This window comes from Pseudonocardia parietis (genome assembly GCF_017876315.1).
GTDB classification, from domain to species: domain Bacteria; phylum Actinomycetota; class Actinomycetes; order Mycobacteriales; family Pseudonocardiaceae; genus Pseudonocardia; species Pseudonocardia parietis.
The window spans coordinates 5,877,094-5,893,714 of record NZ_JAGINU010000001.1; the positions used below are offsets into that span (position 1 = coordinate 5,877,094).

16 protein-coding genes are annotated in these 16,621 nt (G+C 68.3%); 6 read left to right on the forward strand and 10 right to left on the reverse strand.

The features are described 5' to 3' along the window. Positions 1–166: 166 nt before the first annotated feature. Both JOF36_RS27525 and JOF36_RS27530 read right to left on the reverse strand, forming a co-directional pair. Positions 167–604, reverse strand: coding sequence for an SRPBCC family protein (locus JOF36_RS27525; protein ID WP_210032523.1), 438 nt, complete (start codon positions 602–604; stop codon positions 167–169). A 38-nt stretch (positions 605–642) separates the two neighbouring features. Beyond that, on the reverse strand, positions 643–1,464 hold the full coding sequence (locus JOF36_RS27530; protein WP_210032525.1) for a mycofactocin-coupled SDR family oxidoreductase: 822 nt from the start codon (positions 1,462–1,464) through the stop codon (positions 643–645). A 339-nt stretch (positions 1,465–1,803) separates the two neighbouring features. Between JOF36_RS27530 and JOF36_RS27535 the strand changes: the two genes are divergently transcribed. The 5 genes from JOF36_RS27535 to JOF36_RS27555 all read left to right on the forward strand — a co-directional run bounded on the left by JOF36_RS27535 (position 1,804) and on the right by JOF36_RS27555 (position 7,690). Continuing rightward, positions 1,804–3,309 (forward strand): aldehyde dehydrogenase family protein, encoded by a 1,506-nt coding sequence (locus JOF36_RS27535; RefSeq protein ID WP_307862619.1) that lies wholly within the window; start codon positions 1,804–1,806, stop codon positions 3,307–3,309. 176 nt (positions 3,310–3,485) lie between these two features. After that, the gene (locus JOF36_RS27540; protein WP_210032545.1) at positions 3,486–4,580 is read left to right on the forward strand and encodes an ABC transporter ATP-binding protein; all 1,095 of its coding nucleotides are present in this window, start codon (positions 3,486–3,488) and stop codon (positions 4,578–4,580) included. A 352-nt stretch (positions 4,581–4,932) separates the two neighbouring features. Beyond that, on the forward strand, positions 4,933–6,048 hold the full coding sequence (locus JOF36_RS27545) for a cytochrome P450 (RefSeq protein WP_210032547.1): 1,116 nt from the start codon (positions 4,933–4,935) through the stop codon (positions 6,046–6,048). After that, positions 6,045–6,236: a ferredoxin gene (locus JOF36_RS27550; protein WP_307862620.1), complete on the forward strand. Its 192-nt coding sequence runs from the start codon at positions 6,045–6,047 to the stop codon at positions 6,234–6,236. The genes JOF36_RS27545 and JOF36_RS27550 overlap by 4 nt, the downstream gene beginning before the upstream one ends. 95 nt (positions 6,237–6,331) lie before the next feature. Further along, positions 6,332–7,690 (forward strand): TetR/AcrR family transcriptional regulator, encoded by a 1,359-nt coding sequence (locus JOF36_RS27555; protein WP_210032555.1) that lies wholly within the window; start codon positions 6,332–6,334, stop codon positions 7,688–7,690. 17 nt (positions 7,691–7,707) lie between these two features. Here the strand turns inward: JOF36_RS27555 and JOF36_RS27560 are convergent, their stop codons facing one another. Beyond that, a complete protein-coding gene (locus JOF36_RS27560) occupies positions 7,708–9,840 on the reverse strand; it encodes an acyl-CoA dehydrogenase family protein (RefSeq protein WP_307862621.1) in 2,133 nt (710 codons plus the stop codon). A gap of 385 nt (positions 9,841–10,225) precedes the next feature. Further along, the gene (locus tag JOF36_RS27565) at positions 10,226–11,065 is read right to left on the reverse strand and encodes an IS5 family transposase (protein WP_210024799.1); all 840 of its coding nucleotides are present in this window, start codon (positions 11,063–11,065) and stop codon (positions 10,226–10,228) included. 9 nt (positions 11,066–11,074) lie between these two features. On the opposite strand from JOF36_RS27565, the gene JOF36_RS27570 reads away from it, so the two are divergent. Further along, on the forward strand, positions 11,075–11,977 hold the full coding sequence (locus tag JOF36_RS27570) for a spirocyclase AveC family protein (protein ID WP_210032557.1): 903 nt from the start codon (positions 11,075–11,077) through the stop codon (positions 11,975–11,977). A gap of 44 nt (positions 11,978–12,021) precedes the next feature. Here the strand turns inward: JOF36_RS27570 and JOF36_RS27575 are convergent, their stop codons facing one another. The 6 genes from JOF36_RS27575 to JOF36_RS27600 all read right to left on the reverse strand — a co-directional run bounded on the left by JOF36_RS27575 (position 12,022) and on the right by JOF36_RS27600 (position 16,608). Next, complete coding sequence (locus tag JOF36_RS27575) at positions 12,022–12,615, reverse strand: TetR/AcrR family transcriptional regulator (RefSeq protein WP_210032559.1); 594 nt, start codon at positions 12,613–12,615, stop codon at positions 12,022–12,024. A 172-nt stretch (positions 12,616–12,787) separates the two neighbouring features. Beyond that, positions 12,788–13,603, reverse strand: coding sequence for a mycofactocin-coupled SDR family oxidoreductase (locus tag JOF36_RS27580; RefSeq protein WP_210032561.1), 816 nt, complete (start codon positions 13,601–13,603; stop codon positions 12,788–12,790). Between the two features lie 13 nt (positions 13,604–13,616). Further along, positions 13,617–14,066 carry a Zn-ribbon domain-containing OB-fold protein gene (locus JOF36_RS27585; RefSeq protein ID WP_210032580.1) on the reverse strand — a complete coding sequence of 150 codons (450 nt, stop codon included), beginning with the start codon at positions 14,064–14,066 and terminating at the stop codon, positions 13,617–13,619. Next, positions 14,063–15,199: a thiolase C-terminal domain-containing protein gene (locus JOF36_RS27590; RefSeq protein WP_210032582.1), complete on the reverse strand. Its 1,137-nt coding sequence runs from the start codon at positions 15,197–15,199 to the stop codon at positions 14,063–14,065. Before JOF36_RS27590 ends, JOF36_RS27585 begins: the two co-directional genes overlap by 4 nt. After that, on the reverse strand, positions 15,196–15,588 hold the full coding sequence (locus tag JOF36_RS27595; RefSeq protein ID WP_210032584.1) for a DUF4286 family protein: 393 nt from the start codon (positions 15,586–15,588) through the stop codon (positions 15,196–15,198). The genes JOF36_RS27590 and JOF36_RS27595 overlap by 4 nt, the downstream gene beginning before the upstream one ends. Before the next feature lie 99 nt (positions 15,589–15,687). Beyond that, a complete protein-coding gene (locus tag JOF36_RS27600) occupies positions 15,688–16,608 on the reverse strand; it encodes a TIGR03619 family F420-dependent LLM class oxidoreductase (RefSeq protein WP_210032586.1) in 921 nt (306 codons plus the stop codon). Between the last annotated feature and the right edge of the window lie 13 nt (positions 16,609–16,621).

A 16,621-nucleotide genomic window follows, 5' to 3' on the forward strand; every position in this document is an offset into this window, starting at 1 on the left:
CGCATCAGCGCAACGACGAGTGCCCGATCACCACGGCTGACACCAATGCCGATGACTCCAACGGTGAGCGAGGGCGACGAGGCCGCTGGAACCAATTCACCAGGATTCTGAAGCGACCGGCGGCGGATCCCGATCGACGATCGAACGGAGCAGTTCGTTCACCGCCCTATGCAGATTGTTCAGCCTTGGACTTGAGCCCCTTCAGCATGTCCTTGACGCCCTTCAGGGTCAGCTGGTCGATCATGAACTCCGGGAGCGCCCATTTGATGTTCATGTCCATGGCGATGACCACCTCGGTGTTCCCGCCGTCGCAGGGTACGAGCGTGAAGCTGGCATCGTTCTTCGTCATCATGTCGCCTTCGACCAGGCGGTACTCGAACTTCCCCGGCTCCGGGTAGTCGTAGCGGACCGAGTAGCTGCCATTCTGCCCCATGGCCGAGATCGACACCCTGGTCTGCTTCGGGCGCCCCTGGTCGTCGCTCTCCAGGATCTCGACCTTCTGGACCTCCTTCTGCCAACTCGGGTGGGACTCGACGTCGAGGAGGATGCCGAGGATCTTCTCGGACGGAGCGGACACGACGGCGGACTTGCTGATGACACTCATGGTTCCTCCGGTTCAGCGGTTCGATGGCGACGGACTGTTCAGGCGATGCTCATGCCGGCGTCGACGGGGAGCGTGACGCCGGTGACGTACCGGCCCGAGTCCCCGACGAGATAGAGCACGGCCTCGCTGATGTCGATCGGCTCGACCATCAGCGCCGGCAGCGCGTTCTGCATGGCGTTGGCCAGGTTCGGCCTGGATTCGAAGACCTCGAACAGACCCGGGTTGTCGAGGATCATCGGCGTCGCCACCCCCGTGGGCGCGACTGCATTCACCCGCACCTCCTCGGGTGCGAGGAATTGCGCGTAGGCCCTGACGAGACCGGTCACGGCGATCTTGGCGGCGGTGTAGGCGTCCGACCCGGCACTGCCGTCGGTCAGTGCCCGCAGACCGGCCATCGAACTGGTGACGACGATCGCTCCGCCCATCCCTCGCTCGACCAGGTGCGGATAGGAGACCTGGATGGTGTTCCAGACGCCGGTCAGCATGACCGCTATCCCGACGTCCCACGCGGCCTGCGGGTCCGGCTCGTCCTTGCGGGTGAGGATGACGCCGGCGTTGGCGAGCACCGTGTCGATGTGCCCGAACTCGGCCACACCGGCGTCGAACGCCGCCTGCAGGGCCGCTCGGTCACGCACGTCGGCCTGGATCCCGAGCATCCGGCGGTCGCGCTTCTCCACCATTGACACGGTCTCGTCGAGGTCCTCCCGCGTGCCCATCGCGTACGGCACCGCGTCGATCTGACCGCAGATGTCGACACCGACGATGTCGGCGCCCTCCTCCGCGAGCCGCACCGCGTGCGACCTGCCCTGCCCACGGGCCGCGCCCGTGATGAAGACGACACGTCCGTCCATTCTGCCCATGAACATCCCCTTCGATGGTCGAGAGCCAACAGGGAGGTGTCGGACCGGAGCTCGACGCGAACGTCTGGCGGTCGGTCGAGAACCCTCTCGTTGCAGGCCGTCAGAACGCTAGCGACGACCTGATCGGATGGTCAAGATTCGTGCTTCGTCTGGGTGAGTACCTACAGGTCAGACGCCGGTGTAGACAGACCCACCAAGGTTGCACAACGTCAGATTTTCTTGACCAATACACCGTTCGGCTCTAAGTTCCCGACGCACCCCTGCTGCCGACCGGGACGCCCAGAGCTGCTCGGTACCAGCCGTCATCTACTCGACGAAGAGAGAAACGAGGGCATAGCCGTGAGCATCACGACGACGACCACGAGCACGTCCCCGCAGCTGGGTGAGACCCGGATGCTCGTCGACGGGAAACTCGTCGAGTCCCGGTCCGGCCGCTCGTTCGACAACATCAACCCGGCGACCGAGGAAGTCCTCGGTTCGACGACCGATGCCGACAGCGGCGACATGGACCGTGCGATCGCCGCGGCGCGGCGCGCCTTCGACGAGACGTCCTGGTCGACGGACCACGCCTTCCGAAGGCGCTGCCTCGAGCAGCTCCACCACGCGCTCGATGCCGAGCGGGAAGAGCTGCGCGCCGAGCTCATCGCGGAGGCCGGCTGCCCTTCGATCGCGACGTTCGGACCTCAGCTCGACTGGCCGCTCGACGACGCCCTGCGCTGGCCCGCCGAGCTCATCTCGACCTTCCCGTGGGAACGAACCCTCCCCGACACCGAGCTGTTCGGGATGACCAGTCACCGGGTGGTGTGGAAGGAGGCGGTCGGGGTCGTCGGCGCCATCTGCCCGTGGAACTACCCGGTCGAGGTGGTGATCGGCAAGGTCGGGCAGATCCTCGCCACCGGCAACACCGCCGTGGTCAAACCGGCCCCCGACACCCCGTGGAACGCGACCCGGCTGGGCAGGCTCATCGCCGAACACACCGACATCCCGCCCGGCGTGATCAACATCGTGACCTCGAGCGACCACGCGCTGGGCGAGCAGCTGGTCCTCGACCCCCGCGTCGACATGATCTCGTTCACCGGATCCACCGCGACCGGCAGGCGCATCGCCGAGAAGGCCGCGGCCACGATGAAGCGGACCTTCCTCGAGCTGGGCGGGAAGTCCGCCATGATCGTGCTGGACGACGCGGACCTCGCTGCGACCGTCCCCGGCGCCTCCTTCATGTGCATGCACGCCGGGCAGGGATGCGCCATGCAGACCCGGCTGCTCGTGCCCCGCCACCGGTACGACGAGGCCGTCGAGCTGGTGACCGCCGCGTTCGCCGCCGTCAGCTACGGCGACCCGGCGGATCCGGCCAACCTCGCCGGCCCGCTGATCAACGCCAAGCAGCGCGAGCGTGTACTGGGCTACATCGAGAAGGGAGTGCAGGAAGGGGCGCGTCTCACGACCGGCGGCGGCGTTCCGGCCCATCTCGAGCGGGGCTTCTTCGTCGAGCCCACCGTGTTCGCCGATGTGGACAACACCATGACGGTGGCCCGCGAGGAGATCTTCGGCCCGGTCCTGGTCGTCATCCCCTTCGAGGACGACGCCGATGCGGTGCGCATCGCCAACGACAACGACTACGGTCTGTCCGGCGGTGTGTTCTCCGCGGACCGGGGACGAGCACTCTCCGTCACCCGCCGGCTCCGGGTCGGTAGCGCGATGGTCAACGGCGGCCTGTTCTACGGCGCCGACTCGCCCTACGGCGGATACAAGGCCTCCGGAGTCGGCCGGCAGAACGGCCTCGAAGGCTTCGAGCAGCACCTGCAGACCAAGGCAGTGGGCCTCGCCGACGACGTGGACGACTAGACCGCACAGTCGGCGACTCGCGTGCAGATCGGCGCGGTCCTCGGCCGTTCGTCGTCGAAGCCGCCGGCTACCGGTGGGCCCGCCCGCCGGATAGGCGCGAGCCTCGGGTGGGTGAGCGCGGCGCGCTACGCAGCCCCTCGGGGCGGAATGAAGGTCTTACCGATGAGGAGGCGTCGTTGACGGGTGTCGAGGTGAAGGTCGAGGGATTGTCGAAGTCCTTCGGCCGGGCGAATATCTGGTCGGACGTGACGCTCACACTGCCGCCGGGTGAGGTCAGTGTTCTGCTGGGGCCGTCGGGCACCGGGAAGTCGGTCTTCCTGAAGTCGCTGATCGGGCTGCTGAAGCCGGAGAAGGGCTCGATCGTCATCCACGACACCGACCTGGTGCGGTGTTCGGAGTCCAAGCTCTACGAGCTGCGCAAGCTGTTCGGGGTGCTGTTCCAGGACGGCGCGCTGTTCGGCTCGATGAACCTCTTCGACAACATCGCGTTCCCGCTGCGCGAGCACACGAAGAGGTCCGAGGCGCAGGTCCGCGACGTCGTGATGGAGAAGATGGATCTCGTCGGCCTGAAGGGCGACGAGAACAAGCTCCCCGGCGAGATCTCCGGCGGGATGCGCAAGCGGGCCGGGCTGGCCCGGGCGCTGGTGCTGGACCCGGAGATCATCCTGTTCGACGAGCCGGACTCGGGTCTGGACCCGGTGCGCACGGCGTACCTGAACCAGCTGATCATCGATCTGAACGCGCAGACGGACTCGACGTTCCTGATCGTCACCCACGACATCAACACCGCGCAGACCGTCCCGGACAACATCGGGATGCTCTACCGCAAGCAGCTGGCCATGTTCGGGCCGCGCGAGGTCCTGCTGACCAGTGACGACCCGGTGGTCGCGCAGTTCCTCAACGGGCGCCGGCAGGGCCCGATCGGGATGTCGGAGGAGAAGGACACCGCGCAGGCGGCGCGGGAGATGGCCGAGGTCACCGAGCTGGACGGGCTGCCGCCGCTCAAGCCCCAGCTCGAGGCGGCCGCCGGGCTGCCGGACCGCAAGGCGGTCCACCGCCGCCGCGAGCGCGTCATGCGGATGCTCCCGACGCTCCCGCCCGCCGCGCAGGCCGCCATCCGGCAGTCCTACACCGACCGTCGGGGAGCCGCCTCACAGCATGGCTCCAGCGAACCGAGCTGGCCGCTATCAAGTTACGAACTGTCAGAGACAGCACTCAGAGGGAGGCACGGCCACACCACTGCGGCGCCACCCGGAACGCGCCTCAGATGACTCGCACCGGCCACCGCGCCCCGGCCGCGCCGAGCCCTCCGAACCGGATCAGCTGGACATTCATCGCTGCGCCAGAACGAAAACAGGGAATTCCGTGCTCGCATCACGCGATGCACGGACGTGCCTCCAGGACTGCGTCATCCTGGCCGAGAACCCGCGCCTCCTCTTATAGAGTTATTGAAGTTCAAGAAACACCCTGTCAGAATCGCTGCGTAGAGCACACCCTCGACGCAGCGGCGTCGGAACTGCCCGTGAGTGAGAGTTGAGGTCACCGATGACCGAACGGACCGCATCACCAGAGTTGAGCTTGGCCGATCTACCGGTTCCCGAGGACCGAGATGCCGCATGGCGGATGTTGCGAGATCGCGGCGGGTCGGTGGAACTCGACGGCCACCTCGCGATGACCAGCCTGCAGACCGTGGAGACGGTGCTGCGCCAGCCGCAGCTCTTCTCCTCGAAAGAGGCCTTCGACTCGCTCAACAGCCCGCTGCCGATGGTCCCGATCGCCTTCGACCCGCCGGAGCAGACCCGCTACCGCAGGATCCTGCAACCCTTCTTCAGCCCCCGCAGCATCCGCCCCCTCGAGCAGCCCCTGCGCGAGCAGGCCGTCGCCCTCATCGAGCCGCTGCTCGACCGCGGAGAGTGTGACTTCGTCGCCGAGGTCGCGGTCCCGTTCCCGGTCCAGACCTTCCTCACCCTGTTCGGCCTGCCCCTGGAGGACCGCGATCGCTTCCTCGTCTGGAAGGACGCCATCCTCGGCCTCACGGACGCCTCCGGAGCGGCTGATCCGACCGCGAGCCAGGAGGGCATGGAGCACGCGGTCGCCCTCTTCGCCTACCTGAACGAACTGATCCAGTCGCGTCGCGGCGTCCCGGGCGACGACGTCCTGAGCAAGCTGCTGTGCGTCGAGGGCGACGACGCGCTGACGGACGAGGAAGCCATCGGGCTGTGCTTCCTGTTCATCCTCGCGGGACTCGACACCGTGACGGATTCGCTCGGCTTCGGCATGGAACGTCTCGCCAAGAATCCCGACCGTCGCCGCGAGCTCGTCGACGACCCCACCATCATCCCTGCGGCGGTCGAGGAGCTCGTGCGCCTCGACCCGCCCGCCCCGTTCATCCCCCGTGTCACCACGGAGGAGACCACGGTGGACGGCCGCGTCCTCCCCGCCGGCAGCCGTATCAGCTCCTACCTCGCCGTCGCGAACCGGGACGAGGCCCGCTGCCCCAACCCCTTCGAGGTCGACTTCCACCGTGGCGAGAACCCTCACACCAGCTTCGGCGTCGGGGTCCACCGTTGCCTGGGCTCCCACCTCGCCCGCCTCGAGATGCGCCTGATCTACGAGGAGTGGCACAAGCGGATCCCCGAGTACCGGATCACCCCGGGCACCTCCCCTCGCGTGAAGTGGCCCCGGGGCACGCTCGGCCTGGAAGGCCTGCACCTGACATTCCCCGGAGGCTCGGCGTGAACGTCCGCGTCGATCGCGACGTGTGCACCGGTCACGGCATGTGCTTCGTGACCGCACCCGAGGTCTTCGAGGACGACGAGGACGGCTACGGCCGGGCCCGGAACAACGGCGTGGTCGATCCCGGGCACGAGGATGAGGCCCGAAGCGGCGCCGCCAGTTGCCCCGAACGCGCCGTCGTCTTCTCCTGATCCAGGATCCCGGTCGGGTGTATCCCACCCGACACCCGACCGGGGCACCGAGGGCGCCGCTCGCGGCGACTCGGCCCCCGTAACATCCGGCATCGATGTCACGCGAAGAGATCCTGCGCCGGGAGGGTTACGGGCCCACGAGTCCTGTGGTCGGCGAGCGAGGCGCCTACACCCGGCGGCGCATCACCGACGAGAGCTTGCGCCTCTTCGAGCGCCACGGATTCCACGGGACCTCGGTGGAAAGCATCGCCAAGGCCGTCGGCATCTCCCGCCCGGCGCTGTACCAGTACTTCGAGAGCAAGCTGCAGATCTTCCTCGAGCTCCTCGACGAGTGTGGCAGCGCGCTGGACCGCGTGGTTCGGCGGATCGGGCCGCTCGGGCCGACCCGGGTCGGATTCGACGACCTGCACTGGTGGCTCGGCGAGTGGGCCTACATCTATGACAAGTACGCCACGGTTCATGTGCAGTGGGCGAACATCGATACACCGGAGAACCCGCTACGGCCGGTCGTGGAGCGCTTCGTCCACTCCTTCCACGAGCGGATCGCCGACCGTCTCGCCTCGTCCGGGCTACAGGGGCTGGACCCGCTCGACGCGGCCATCGCCCTGACCGGCACCGTGCACCGGTACCACTACTTCCTCCACATGGGCTTCGCTCCCCCGCTGTCTCGCGACGACCTGCTCGACGGGCTGGCGGTGTGCATGCAGTTGATGCTCTTCCCCGAGACACCCGCCGACGCACTCGCCGCGATCGCACCGGGAGGACGGCCGCGTCCGACCGACGACACGACCTTCCCGATGTTCCGAGCGCGCGAGCTACCGGCTGCCGAGCCCGGCGACGGTCGGCAGGATCGGGAGATCGGGCAGCGGGGCAGGGCGACCCGACGCAGGATCGTCGAGACCGGCGCCCGGTTGTTCACCGAACGCGGCTATCACGAGACCAGCGTCGACGACCTCCTCGCGCACCTGGGCCTCAGCCGCGGCGCCTTCTACAAGTACTTCCCCGAGAAGATCAACCTTCTGCTGGAGCTCGCCGACACATGCGCGGCGGCGGTGAACCCGTTGACGGGCCGGCTCGCTCTCATCGAGCCGGGACAGGAGGCACGGCCCCAACTTCGGGACTGGCTGCTCGACTTCCTGCCCGTGTACGAGAGCTACCTCGGTGTCATCCGCGCCTGGTTACAGGGCGCGTGGCGCGAGCCCCGGCTGACCGCCACCGCGGCGAGCATCAGCGCCGGCCTGCTGCGCGGCTCGACGCCGGTTCTGCAGGGCGTGGACCGCCGTTATCCCCTCGACACCGACATCGCCGCCGTGGTGCTCGGCGCAATGCTGGCGCGCCTACCCGAGGTCCTGCGTCGGCCCGGCCCGGACGACCTCGACCGGAGGGCCGAACTGATGGCGGCGCTGATCGACCGCGCGATGTTCAGCCGCGGTGGGCAGTCGGCACCCGGCTGATCCGGGAGACGTCGACGTCACCGCGGGTCCCGCGGCAGCCCGAGGATGCGTTCGGCGATCTGGTTGCGCAACACCTCGGACGTGCCGCCGGCAATGGTGAGACAGCGGCTGAAGAAGAAGTCGTGCACCAGCGCGGGCTCTCCTCCGACCAGGGCTGCACCCCCGGCGATTCGCATCCCGAGGTCGACCACCCGCTGAGCGTGTTCGGCGCCGAACAGCTTCGCCAGGCTGCCTTCGACGCCCGGCTCGGTGCCGGCGACCGCCCTGGCGGCGTGGCGGAGATTCAGCATCTGCAGGGCGTGCGCCTCGACCAGGAGCGCCCCGACCTCGCGCGCCGATCCGACGTCATCGGGCCGGTGCCGGTCCAGCAGACCGAGCAGGCTGTCGGCCTGCATGGTGACCGAGCCGGCGCCGATCGAGATCCGCTCGTAGCCCAGCGTGGCGCGGGCGACCCTCCAGCCATCGTTCACCTCACCGACGACGTCCACGTCCGGTACGAAGACGTCATCGAAGAAGACCTCGTTGAACAGGGCCTCGCCGGTGATCTCGGTGAGCGGCCGGACCTCGACGCCCGGCGCGTGCAGGTCGATGATCATTGCGGTGATCCCACGGTGTTTGGACGCGTCGGGATCGGTACGGACCGTTGCCAACCCTCGGTGGCAGTTCCTGGCATCGCTGGTCCAGACCTTCTGCCCGGAGATGAGCCAGCCGCCGTCCGCGCGTCGAGCTCTGGTGGAGATGGCGGCGGCGTCCGAACCTGCTCCCGGCTCGCTGAACAGCTGGCACCAGCGCAGTCGGCCTTCCAGGCTGGACCACAGCAGCCGGTCCTGCTGCTCGGCGCTGCCGTGCTGCAGCAGGGTGGGCAGGATCCACTCCCCGAGCCCGAGGCCGGGTCGCTCCGTGGCGGACAGTTCCTCTTCGATCACCAGCTGCTCCACCGGGCCGGCTGCTCGGCCGTACGGTCGAGGCCAATGGGGCAGGAGGTAGCCCGAGCGGGCGAAGAACGACGGGCGTTGCTCCTCGGGCGTGCGCGAGTACTCCTCGACGAAGGCTCGCGCGTCGTGCCGGTATCGCTCGGCCTCGGGAGGCAGGTCGAGGCTTCGCCCGCGTCGCACCCCGTTGCCGCGCATCGCGGCCACCCTCTGGGTGGGCGGCTCCGAGGCCTCGAACACGGCAGCCAGTGCAGCGGCCCGTCGCAGGTAGAGGTGGGCGTCGTGCTCCCAGGTGTAGCCGATCCCACCGTGCACCTGGATGGCGAGCTCCGCGACACGCAGATACGCGGGCAGCGCGCAGGCCGCGGCCATGGCGGCCACGAGATCGGCTTCGTCGAGATCGGCGACGGCCCTGGTCGCGTCCCAGGTGGCAGCGGAAGCCAGCTCGGCGTCGAGGAGCATGTCGGCGCAGTGGTGCTTGACTGCCTGGAAGCTGCCGATGGGCCGGCCGAACTGCTCCCGTTGGGTGGCATAGGCGACGGTCATCTCGACGCATGCGTGCATTCCACCGACCGCTTCCGCGGCGGCGAGGATCAGCCCCACCCGGCGCGCGATACGGGTGGCTCCGGGCAAGAGGTCGACGACCGGGGCGCTCTCGCACCGCACCCGCGCTACCGGCCGGGTGGGATCCACTGCACCGGACACCTCCACCCGCAACGCCGCACCGGGTTCCACCACGATCAGATCCGGACCGTCGGCCAGCAGCAACACGTCGGCGTCGAGCGCCCCCAGCACGACTCCGGCATCGCCGGCCAGGCCGTGGGCGGTGCGCCGTGCGGATCCTCCGACGCCGACGGCCGCAGTCGCCGAACCCGAGCAAAGTCCCGGTAACCAGCGCTGTCGTTGCTCGTCGGTGCCTGCCTCCGAGATCACGGCAGCCGCCAGGACGGTCGGCAGGAACGGTCCGGGCGCGACCGCGCGACCGAGCTCCTCGGTCACCACCGCAAGCTCGGCGAGGCCGAAACCCTGCCCCCCGAACTCCTCCGGGACGTGCAGGCCGGTCCATCCGGCAGAGACGACGTCCTTCCAGAACGGAGCCGGCTTGCCGGATTCGTCGTCGACGGCGGCACGGGCGGCGGCGAGCACGGCGCGGTCGCGGACGACCGATCGTGCGACACGCGCCAGAGCCAGATGGTCCTCGGTGATGGCCAGTGCCACTGCTGCGTCTCCTGTCGTACCCGCGATCGCGGTACCTGCTGGGGGCCGCCTCTGTTCCTCGGCTGCCGTCGGACCTAGAGTATGACAGTCGACTGCCAGAAGCCAGCGCATCGGCGCGGCGGCCGTCGAGACCGGGAAGGCGGCATGATGAGCCTGGGACTCAGGCCGGGCGGCCGGACGAAACACGGACAGTCCCCGCCCGGGACACCGGACGGTCTCGCACCGCGGCGCACCCGGCCCGTGCTGATCTAGGCCTTCCTCGGCGCACTGTGCCTGGCCCTCATGCTCTATCTCTTCGTTTCCTGGATCGCGTTCGGCGAAGCACAACCGGTGCCTACGGGCGCAGATCCGGTGTCAGGGACGACTCAGAGCGTGTTTGAGAAGATCAACTTGTTTGGGTGAAGGTGCGTCGCTGCTGTCGGGTGGCAGGTCCGCCGCGGGCGAGGCGGCGGGTCATGGTGTTGATCGCGGCCCAACGGATCATCGCCTCGGAGGTCGCCCGGTGACGTTCGTAGTCGCGAGCCAAGCGACGGTGGGCGGTCAACCAGGCCAGGCTGCGTTCGACCGCCCAGCGTCGTGGGATGACGACGAAACCGCGCTGACCGGCGGGTTTGCGCACGATCTCGATCGTGGTGCCCACGATGGTCTGCGCCCAGTCGACCAGGCGTCCGGCGAACCCGGCGTCGGCGAACACGAATCGCACCGTGGTGGCCAAGTAGGCGCCGAGCAGGGCGGTCTTGGCGCCGTCGCGGTCCTGACGCCCGGCAGAGCAGACCATCACCGTGAGCAGCAGCCCGAGGGTGTCGGTGACGATGAATCGTTTGCGACCGTTGACCTTCTTCCCGGCGTCGTAGCCGCGGGAGTCGCGGCCGACGGTATCGGCGCCACGCACGCTCTGGGAGTCGATGATCCCCGCGCTCGGCTCAGGGTCACGCCCCTCGGCTGCTCGGAGCTGTCTACGCACGATCGGGAGGATCTTCTCGGTGACCCGCTGCTGCTCCCACCGGTTGAAGTACCAGTACACGGTCTGCCACGGCGGGAAATCAGCTGGTAGGGCGCGCCAGGAGCAGCCAGCGCGTACCACGTAGAGGATCGCGTCGACCACGTCCCGGCGCGGGTGCTTCTCCGGCCGCCCGCCCGACCCAGGCGCGGGCAGCAGGGTCTCGATCAGCGCCCACTGCTCATCGCTGGTGTCCGAGGGATACCGCTTCCTCCGTCGAGCCACCCATCCACCGTGGACTCAATCCACCCTCGCGTCCCGCAGACACGCCGACGCTTCTCAAACACGCTCTCAGGTCTGGGCCGCGGTGTTCCAGATCGGTGGTCCGATCGCGGCGGCGATCGTGCTGATCCACGTCGTTCACCGATGCGTTCGGGAACGCAGGCTCTTCTCGACGCCATGATCGTCATCGGTACGACGACCGCCTGGTGGCACGATCCCCTGATCAATTGGCTGCGACCTTTCGTGTTCTACAACGCGACGATGGTGAACTTCGGATCCTGGTCCGAGCGGATTTCGGGCTGGATCAGTCCGAATGCGAGATTCCTGCCCGAGCCGCTACTGATGATCGGGCTCGCCTATGTCTGGATGACCCTCGGCTTCGGGATGCTGGCGACACGGGCGATGCGCGCAGCGCGCGCCCGGTGGCCCCAGCTCGGCGTGGCCGCCACGTTCGGCGCGGGGTGGTCGGCCGTCTTCGTGCTGGAACTGCCGCTCGAGACGCTTGCCGTGCGGACCGGGCTCGTCGCCTACCCGGCCTCGATCCCCGAGCTGACGTTGTGGGCCGGGCACACCTACCAGGTTCCGCTCTACGGACCCGCGCTGTGGTCGGCGGTACTCACCGGCATCGGCGCGCTGCGGTTCCATCTCGACGAGCGCGGGTTCACGCTGGTCGAGCGCGGGATCGAACGGGTCACGGTGGGCGCTCGAGCCACAACGCTGCTGCGCACCCTCGCCGTGGTCGGGTTCATCCACGTCTCGGCGGTCCTGGCCTACGACCTGCCGATCAACCTCGCCGGACTCTACGCCGGCCCTGTCGACCCCTACCCCACCCACCTGCGCACACAACAGTGCGGACCAGGGACTCCCGTGGGTTGCCCCGGACCCGGCGTGCCCATTCTGATGAAGGACCGATGAGACGCCGAAGGTGTCCGCGCGAGCGCCGCGGAACCCGCGTCAGCTCAGCTCAGCAGCTTCTCCAGGCGTTCGAACTCCGCCCCGAGCACGTCACCGAGAGCCAGTCGCGAGGGGCCGTCGGCCCAGCCGGCGAGGGCGCGCTCCATCACGAGCAGCCCGACGGCCGCCAACAGCTCGCAGTCGACGTCAGGAGTCAGCAAGCCTCGGCGCTCCGCGATCGCCCGCGCCAGGGTCGCCGCGTTCTCCTGGTGATTGCTGCGTTCCCTGCCCCGGAGAGTGGGAGAAGACTCCACGGCTTTCAGGTACAGGCTGATCCGCCTGCGTAATCGGGCGACGCCGGGAGCCAGCGTCACGAACGTCGCGCGCATCGCCTCGAGATCGCTCACGTCGTCCGCCTGCGCCAGGTACAAGGCCGCGAAAGACCGGATGAAGTCGTACTCGCCGAAGAAGAAGACCGACTCCTTGGTCGGAAAGTATCGAAAGAATGTCCGCGGGGACACGCCCGCCGATTCAGCGATCTCATCGGTGGTCGTATTGTCGAACCCTTGGGACGCACAGAGTTGGAGGGCCGCATCGATGATCGCCTTGCGGGTGCGGGCCGCGTGGTCGGCTCGGGGCGAGCGGTCACCAAGTGCCACGACGTCCCCCTCTGCTCGGCTGCGGATCCGACGATCATACGTCGACGATGACAGTCCGCTGCCACGACATCGACCCGTGACAGCGGACTGCCAAACGTTGCTGCTCCCGACCGGTCAGGGCCCGAGCAGGGAGCGACCGCATGCGCGATACCTGCCTCCGGGCCGTCCCCGGTCAGCGCACCGAGAAGCCGGCGTCGAGCGGCAGGCTGATGCCTGTGACGAACTTCGCCTCTTCCGACACCAGCCAGGCGACCGAGTTGGCGATGTCCTCAGGCTGCAGGATCTGGATCGGCAGCGCGTTCTGCATCGCGCTGACCGCCTCCCCACCGTGAGCCAACAGTTCCTGCATCGCCTGGTTGAGCACCATTCCGGTGGCGACGCCGGTGGGGTGGATCGTGTTCACCCGGATCCAGTGCTGCGCCAGGTCGTTGGCCAGTACCTGCATCAGCCCGACCAGACCCCGCTTCGCGGCGGCATACGCCTGGCCACCGGGTGTACCGGTGCCGGTCGCCTTCAATCCGGCCGTGGAACTGGTGATCACGATCGACCCGCCCCGGCCCGCGTCGATCATGCTCGGCAGCGCCGCCTCGATGGTGTTCCACACCCCGGTCAGGTTCACGTCGATGATGTCCCGCCACACAGCCCGGCGGTCCTCCGCCGGACCCAGGCGGATGATCCCCGCGTTCGCGATGACGATGTCGACCCTGCCGAACTCGGCGATCCCGTCCTGGAAGGCGGCGGTGAGGTCGTCCGGGTCGCGGACGTCGGCCTGCCGGGCCACGATCCGTCCCCCCGCGCCCTCGACGAGTTTCACCGTTTCCGCCAGATCGTCGGCGGAGGCGTTCGGATAGTCCATCGACGGGATGTCCTGGGCGATGTCCACACCGATGATGGCGGCGCCGTCGCGACTCAGGCGCAGGGCGTGGGCTCGGCCCTGCCCCCGGGCGACACCGGTGATGAAGGCGGCTTTCCCGGTCAGCGACCCCATTGGCGCTCCTCTCTCACGTGGTGACCAGCTCGAACTGTGGAGCGCGAAGCCCTGCGACACCGGAATCCACGCCGGCGGCCGCGGCCACCGCGGGCGGAAGGTCGACGAGCCGTGCCCTCACGCGTGCCCCGACTTCGACCTCGAGCGGATCGGCCTCGATGACCCCGGTCAGCCGCAGCCCGGGTTGTTCGTCGAGTTCGATCACGCCGACGACGTAGGGAGGCCTACGACCGGGAACGGTCTGGTGGCGGACGACGATGAAGCTGAAGACCGTCCCCCGCCCGCTGACCTCCTCGAATCGCACCTTCCCGCCCGAAGGGCTCCGCTCCTGAGGAGGGTGGATCCAGGTACCGGTATCCACGCAACGGCACAGCATCAGCTTGCCCTCGCGGGTCGCCTCCCAGTAGCCGGTGCTGTCGGGGTCGGGAACCGGTACAGGAGGCGCCGGTGTCACCGGGTTCACGGGTGCTCCTTGCTGTAGATGTTCGCGCCGCCGAACGGCCCCGCGCCCGCGGTGACGAGGGCGAGCTCGGCTCCGGGCACCTGACGGTCCCCGGCCGTGCCGCGCAGCTGCAGAGTTGCCTCGAAATGATGGTTCAGGCCATGGATGTAGCCCTCGGAGAGCAACCCGCCGTGCGGGTTCACGACGACGTCCCCGCCATACGTCGCCCGGCCCTCGCCGAAGAACGCGCCGACCTCACCCTTGTCGCAGAAGCCGTAGTCCTCCATCGTGGCCATCACGGTGTAGGTGAAGCAGTCGTACATGCAGGCCACGTCGATGTCCGACGCTCGCAGCCCGGTCCGCTCCCACAGCCGCGGCCCAGCAGTGGCCGAGTACATCCGGGTCGGGTCGTCCCACATGGACCATCCGGCGCCGCTCTGCGAGTTCGACGAGCCGACGAGCCAGACCGGTGGTTGCGCGGCGTCGCGGGCGAGGTCCTCGCCCACGACGAGGATCGCGACCGCGCCGTCCACCTCGTAGGTGCAGTCGAGCACCCGGAACGGCTCGGCGATCCACCGGCTCCCGAGGTACTCGTCCATGGTCAACGGGTCACGCCGCACCGCGTGCGGGTTGGGCACGGCGTGGGAGCGCTGAGTGATCGCGATCTGTCCCAGGTCCTCGGACGTCGTGCCGTAGACGTGCTGGTGTCGGCGGGCCCACATGGCGAACCACTGCGGCGGGACGAGGAATCCCGACGGGGCGTCGAACTGGCCGTCTCCGTCCACCTGGAGCTGCGCCTCGATCGTGCCGAACCGGTAACCGGATCGCCCGTTCAACGACCGGTAGATCAGCACCGCCCGGCACAGGCCGGCCTCGATCACGGCAGCCGCGGTGGCAACCTGGTCGGCGACCAGGTTGCCACCGCCGACCATGCTGTTGGCCCACGCGAGCTCGTCCATGCCCAGAGCCCGCGACACCTCCAGGGGATGGGCCGAGTCATGGGCCTGATAGGTCGACATGCCGTCCACCTCGGACGGCGTCAGCCCCGCATCGGCGAGCGCGGAACGGCAGGCCTCCGCCGCCATCGCCTTCGTGGTCCGTCCGGACCGGCGTGAGTACCCGGTGCGCCCGATGCCGACGACGGCACAGGTCATCGCGCACCAGCAGCAGTCGCGTCGGTGGACGGCGCGTCCAGCCGATCGCCCCTCGGCCGCCAGGTCGACATGGAGACCGTGGCCATGTCGAGCCCCTCGTGGAGCGTCATCTCGCCCGTGGTCAGCCGGCGCAGGAACTCGGCCATCACCTCGTTGGGGTCGCTCTCGAGCTCGTACACGGCGAGGTACCGATGCGCGGGCGGCGGCGGGCTCGGCGCACCCTCGACCTCAGGGATGTCCATCGGCGCCAGTGCGTAGCGCTGCGCCGCCACCACGCCGGGCACGTCGAGCACCTCGTGCACATGCGTGCTGTCGTACCACTCGTTGTATTCCGGTTCCCGCCCTTCGGTCGGATTGGAAAAGACGAGGAACAGATTCTTCTCGGTCACACGAAACCTCGCTTCACTCAGTAGTGCACCCGAACTTGTAGTGCACTCGAACTTCCCGCGGGTGGGTGACCCCCACCGACCTGACTTTCGTCGCGCCTTTCAGTCGACCTTGGGAATCACCTCGGTGGCGACCCACCGCATGTGGTCCAGATAAGCTTCCAACCCGGTGACCGGCGGCGCGGCGACCCACGTGTCGGTGACCCCGAGATCCGCCAGACGACCGCACTGATCGATCACTTCCTGCGGACTCCGGCTCGTCACCGCAGCGGGGTCGGAGACGACCGCATGCTCTGCTCCGACGCTCAGTGCCGCCATGCTGTAGAAGATCGAGAAGGGCCGGTCGTCGAACCCGGGCTGGGAGCGGAGATAGTCCAAGCGCGCCGGTAGATCGTCCGGCTGGGTGAGCCACGGCGCCCACCCGTCGCCGAAGCGTGCCGCTCGACGCAGCACCGCGTCGGCGTCGCCACCCATCCACAATGGAGGATGTGGCCGCTGGATCGGCTTTGGACCGAACGCCACGTCCTTGAAGGAGACGAACTCACCTTCGAAGGTCGGCGAGTCGCTGTGCCAGAGCTCGAACATGGCGGCGAGATACTCGTCCGCCAGACGTCCTCGCTTGTTGAACGGCACACCCAGGATGTCGAATTCCTCTTTGAGCCAACCGACGCCCAGGGTGGCGAACGCCCGCCCACCGCTGAACCAGTCCAGGGTGGCCAACGACTTGGCGCTGACCACCGGATGATGCAAGGGGAAGATACTCACCATGGAGCCGACGCGGATCGTGCTGGTCGCCCCCGCGATGAATCCTTGGGCCGTCGTCGCGTGGAAGTAGTGGTTACCCGACAGTTCGAGATGGGAGGTCGGGGTCACGAAGTGTTCGGGCAGCAGGACCGCGGAGAAGCCGAGCTCCTCCGCCGTCCTGGCGACCTCCGCGATGTCCCGGCCGGCCAGCTCGTGCTCCCACGGCTGGGTCATGGCTGGAACCTGCATGCAGTTCGGCAGATAGATCGCGAACTTCATAGCATCCCCCACT

Excerpts from the sequence above, each read along its gene's own strand:
- JOF36_RS27525 (WP_210032523.1), bottom strand. The coding sequence starts at position 604 with ATGAGTGTCATCAGCAAGTCCGCCGTCGTGTCCGCTCCGTCCGAGAAG.
- JOF36_RS27530 (WP_210032525.1), bottom strand. The coding sequence starts at position 1,464 with ATGGGCAGAATGGACGGACGTGTCGTCTTCATCACGGGCGCGGCCCGT.
- JOF36_RS27580 (WP_210032561.1), bottom strand. The coding sequence starts at position 13,603 with ATGGGGTCGCTGACCGGGAAAGCCGCCTTCATCACCGGTGTCGCCCGG.
- JOF36_RS27590 (WP_210032582.1), bottom strand. The coding sequence starts at position 15,199 with ATGACCTGTGCCGTCGTCGGCATCGGGCGCACCGGGTACTCACGCCGG.
- JOF36_RS27555 (WP_210032555.1), top strand. The coding sequence starts at position 6,332 with ATGTCACGCGAAGAGATCCTGCGCCGGGAGGGTTACGGGCCCACGAGT.
- JOF36_RS27545 (WP_210032547.1), top strand. The coding sequence starts at position 4,933 with ATGTTGCGAGATCGCGGCGGGTCGGTGGAACTCGACGGCCACCTCGCG.
- JOF36_RS27600 (WP_210032586.1), bottom strand. The coding sequence starts at position 16,608 with ATGAAGTTCGCGATCTATCTGCCGAACTGCATGCAGGTTCCAGCCATG.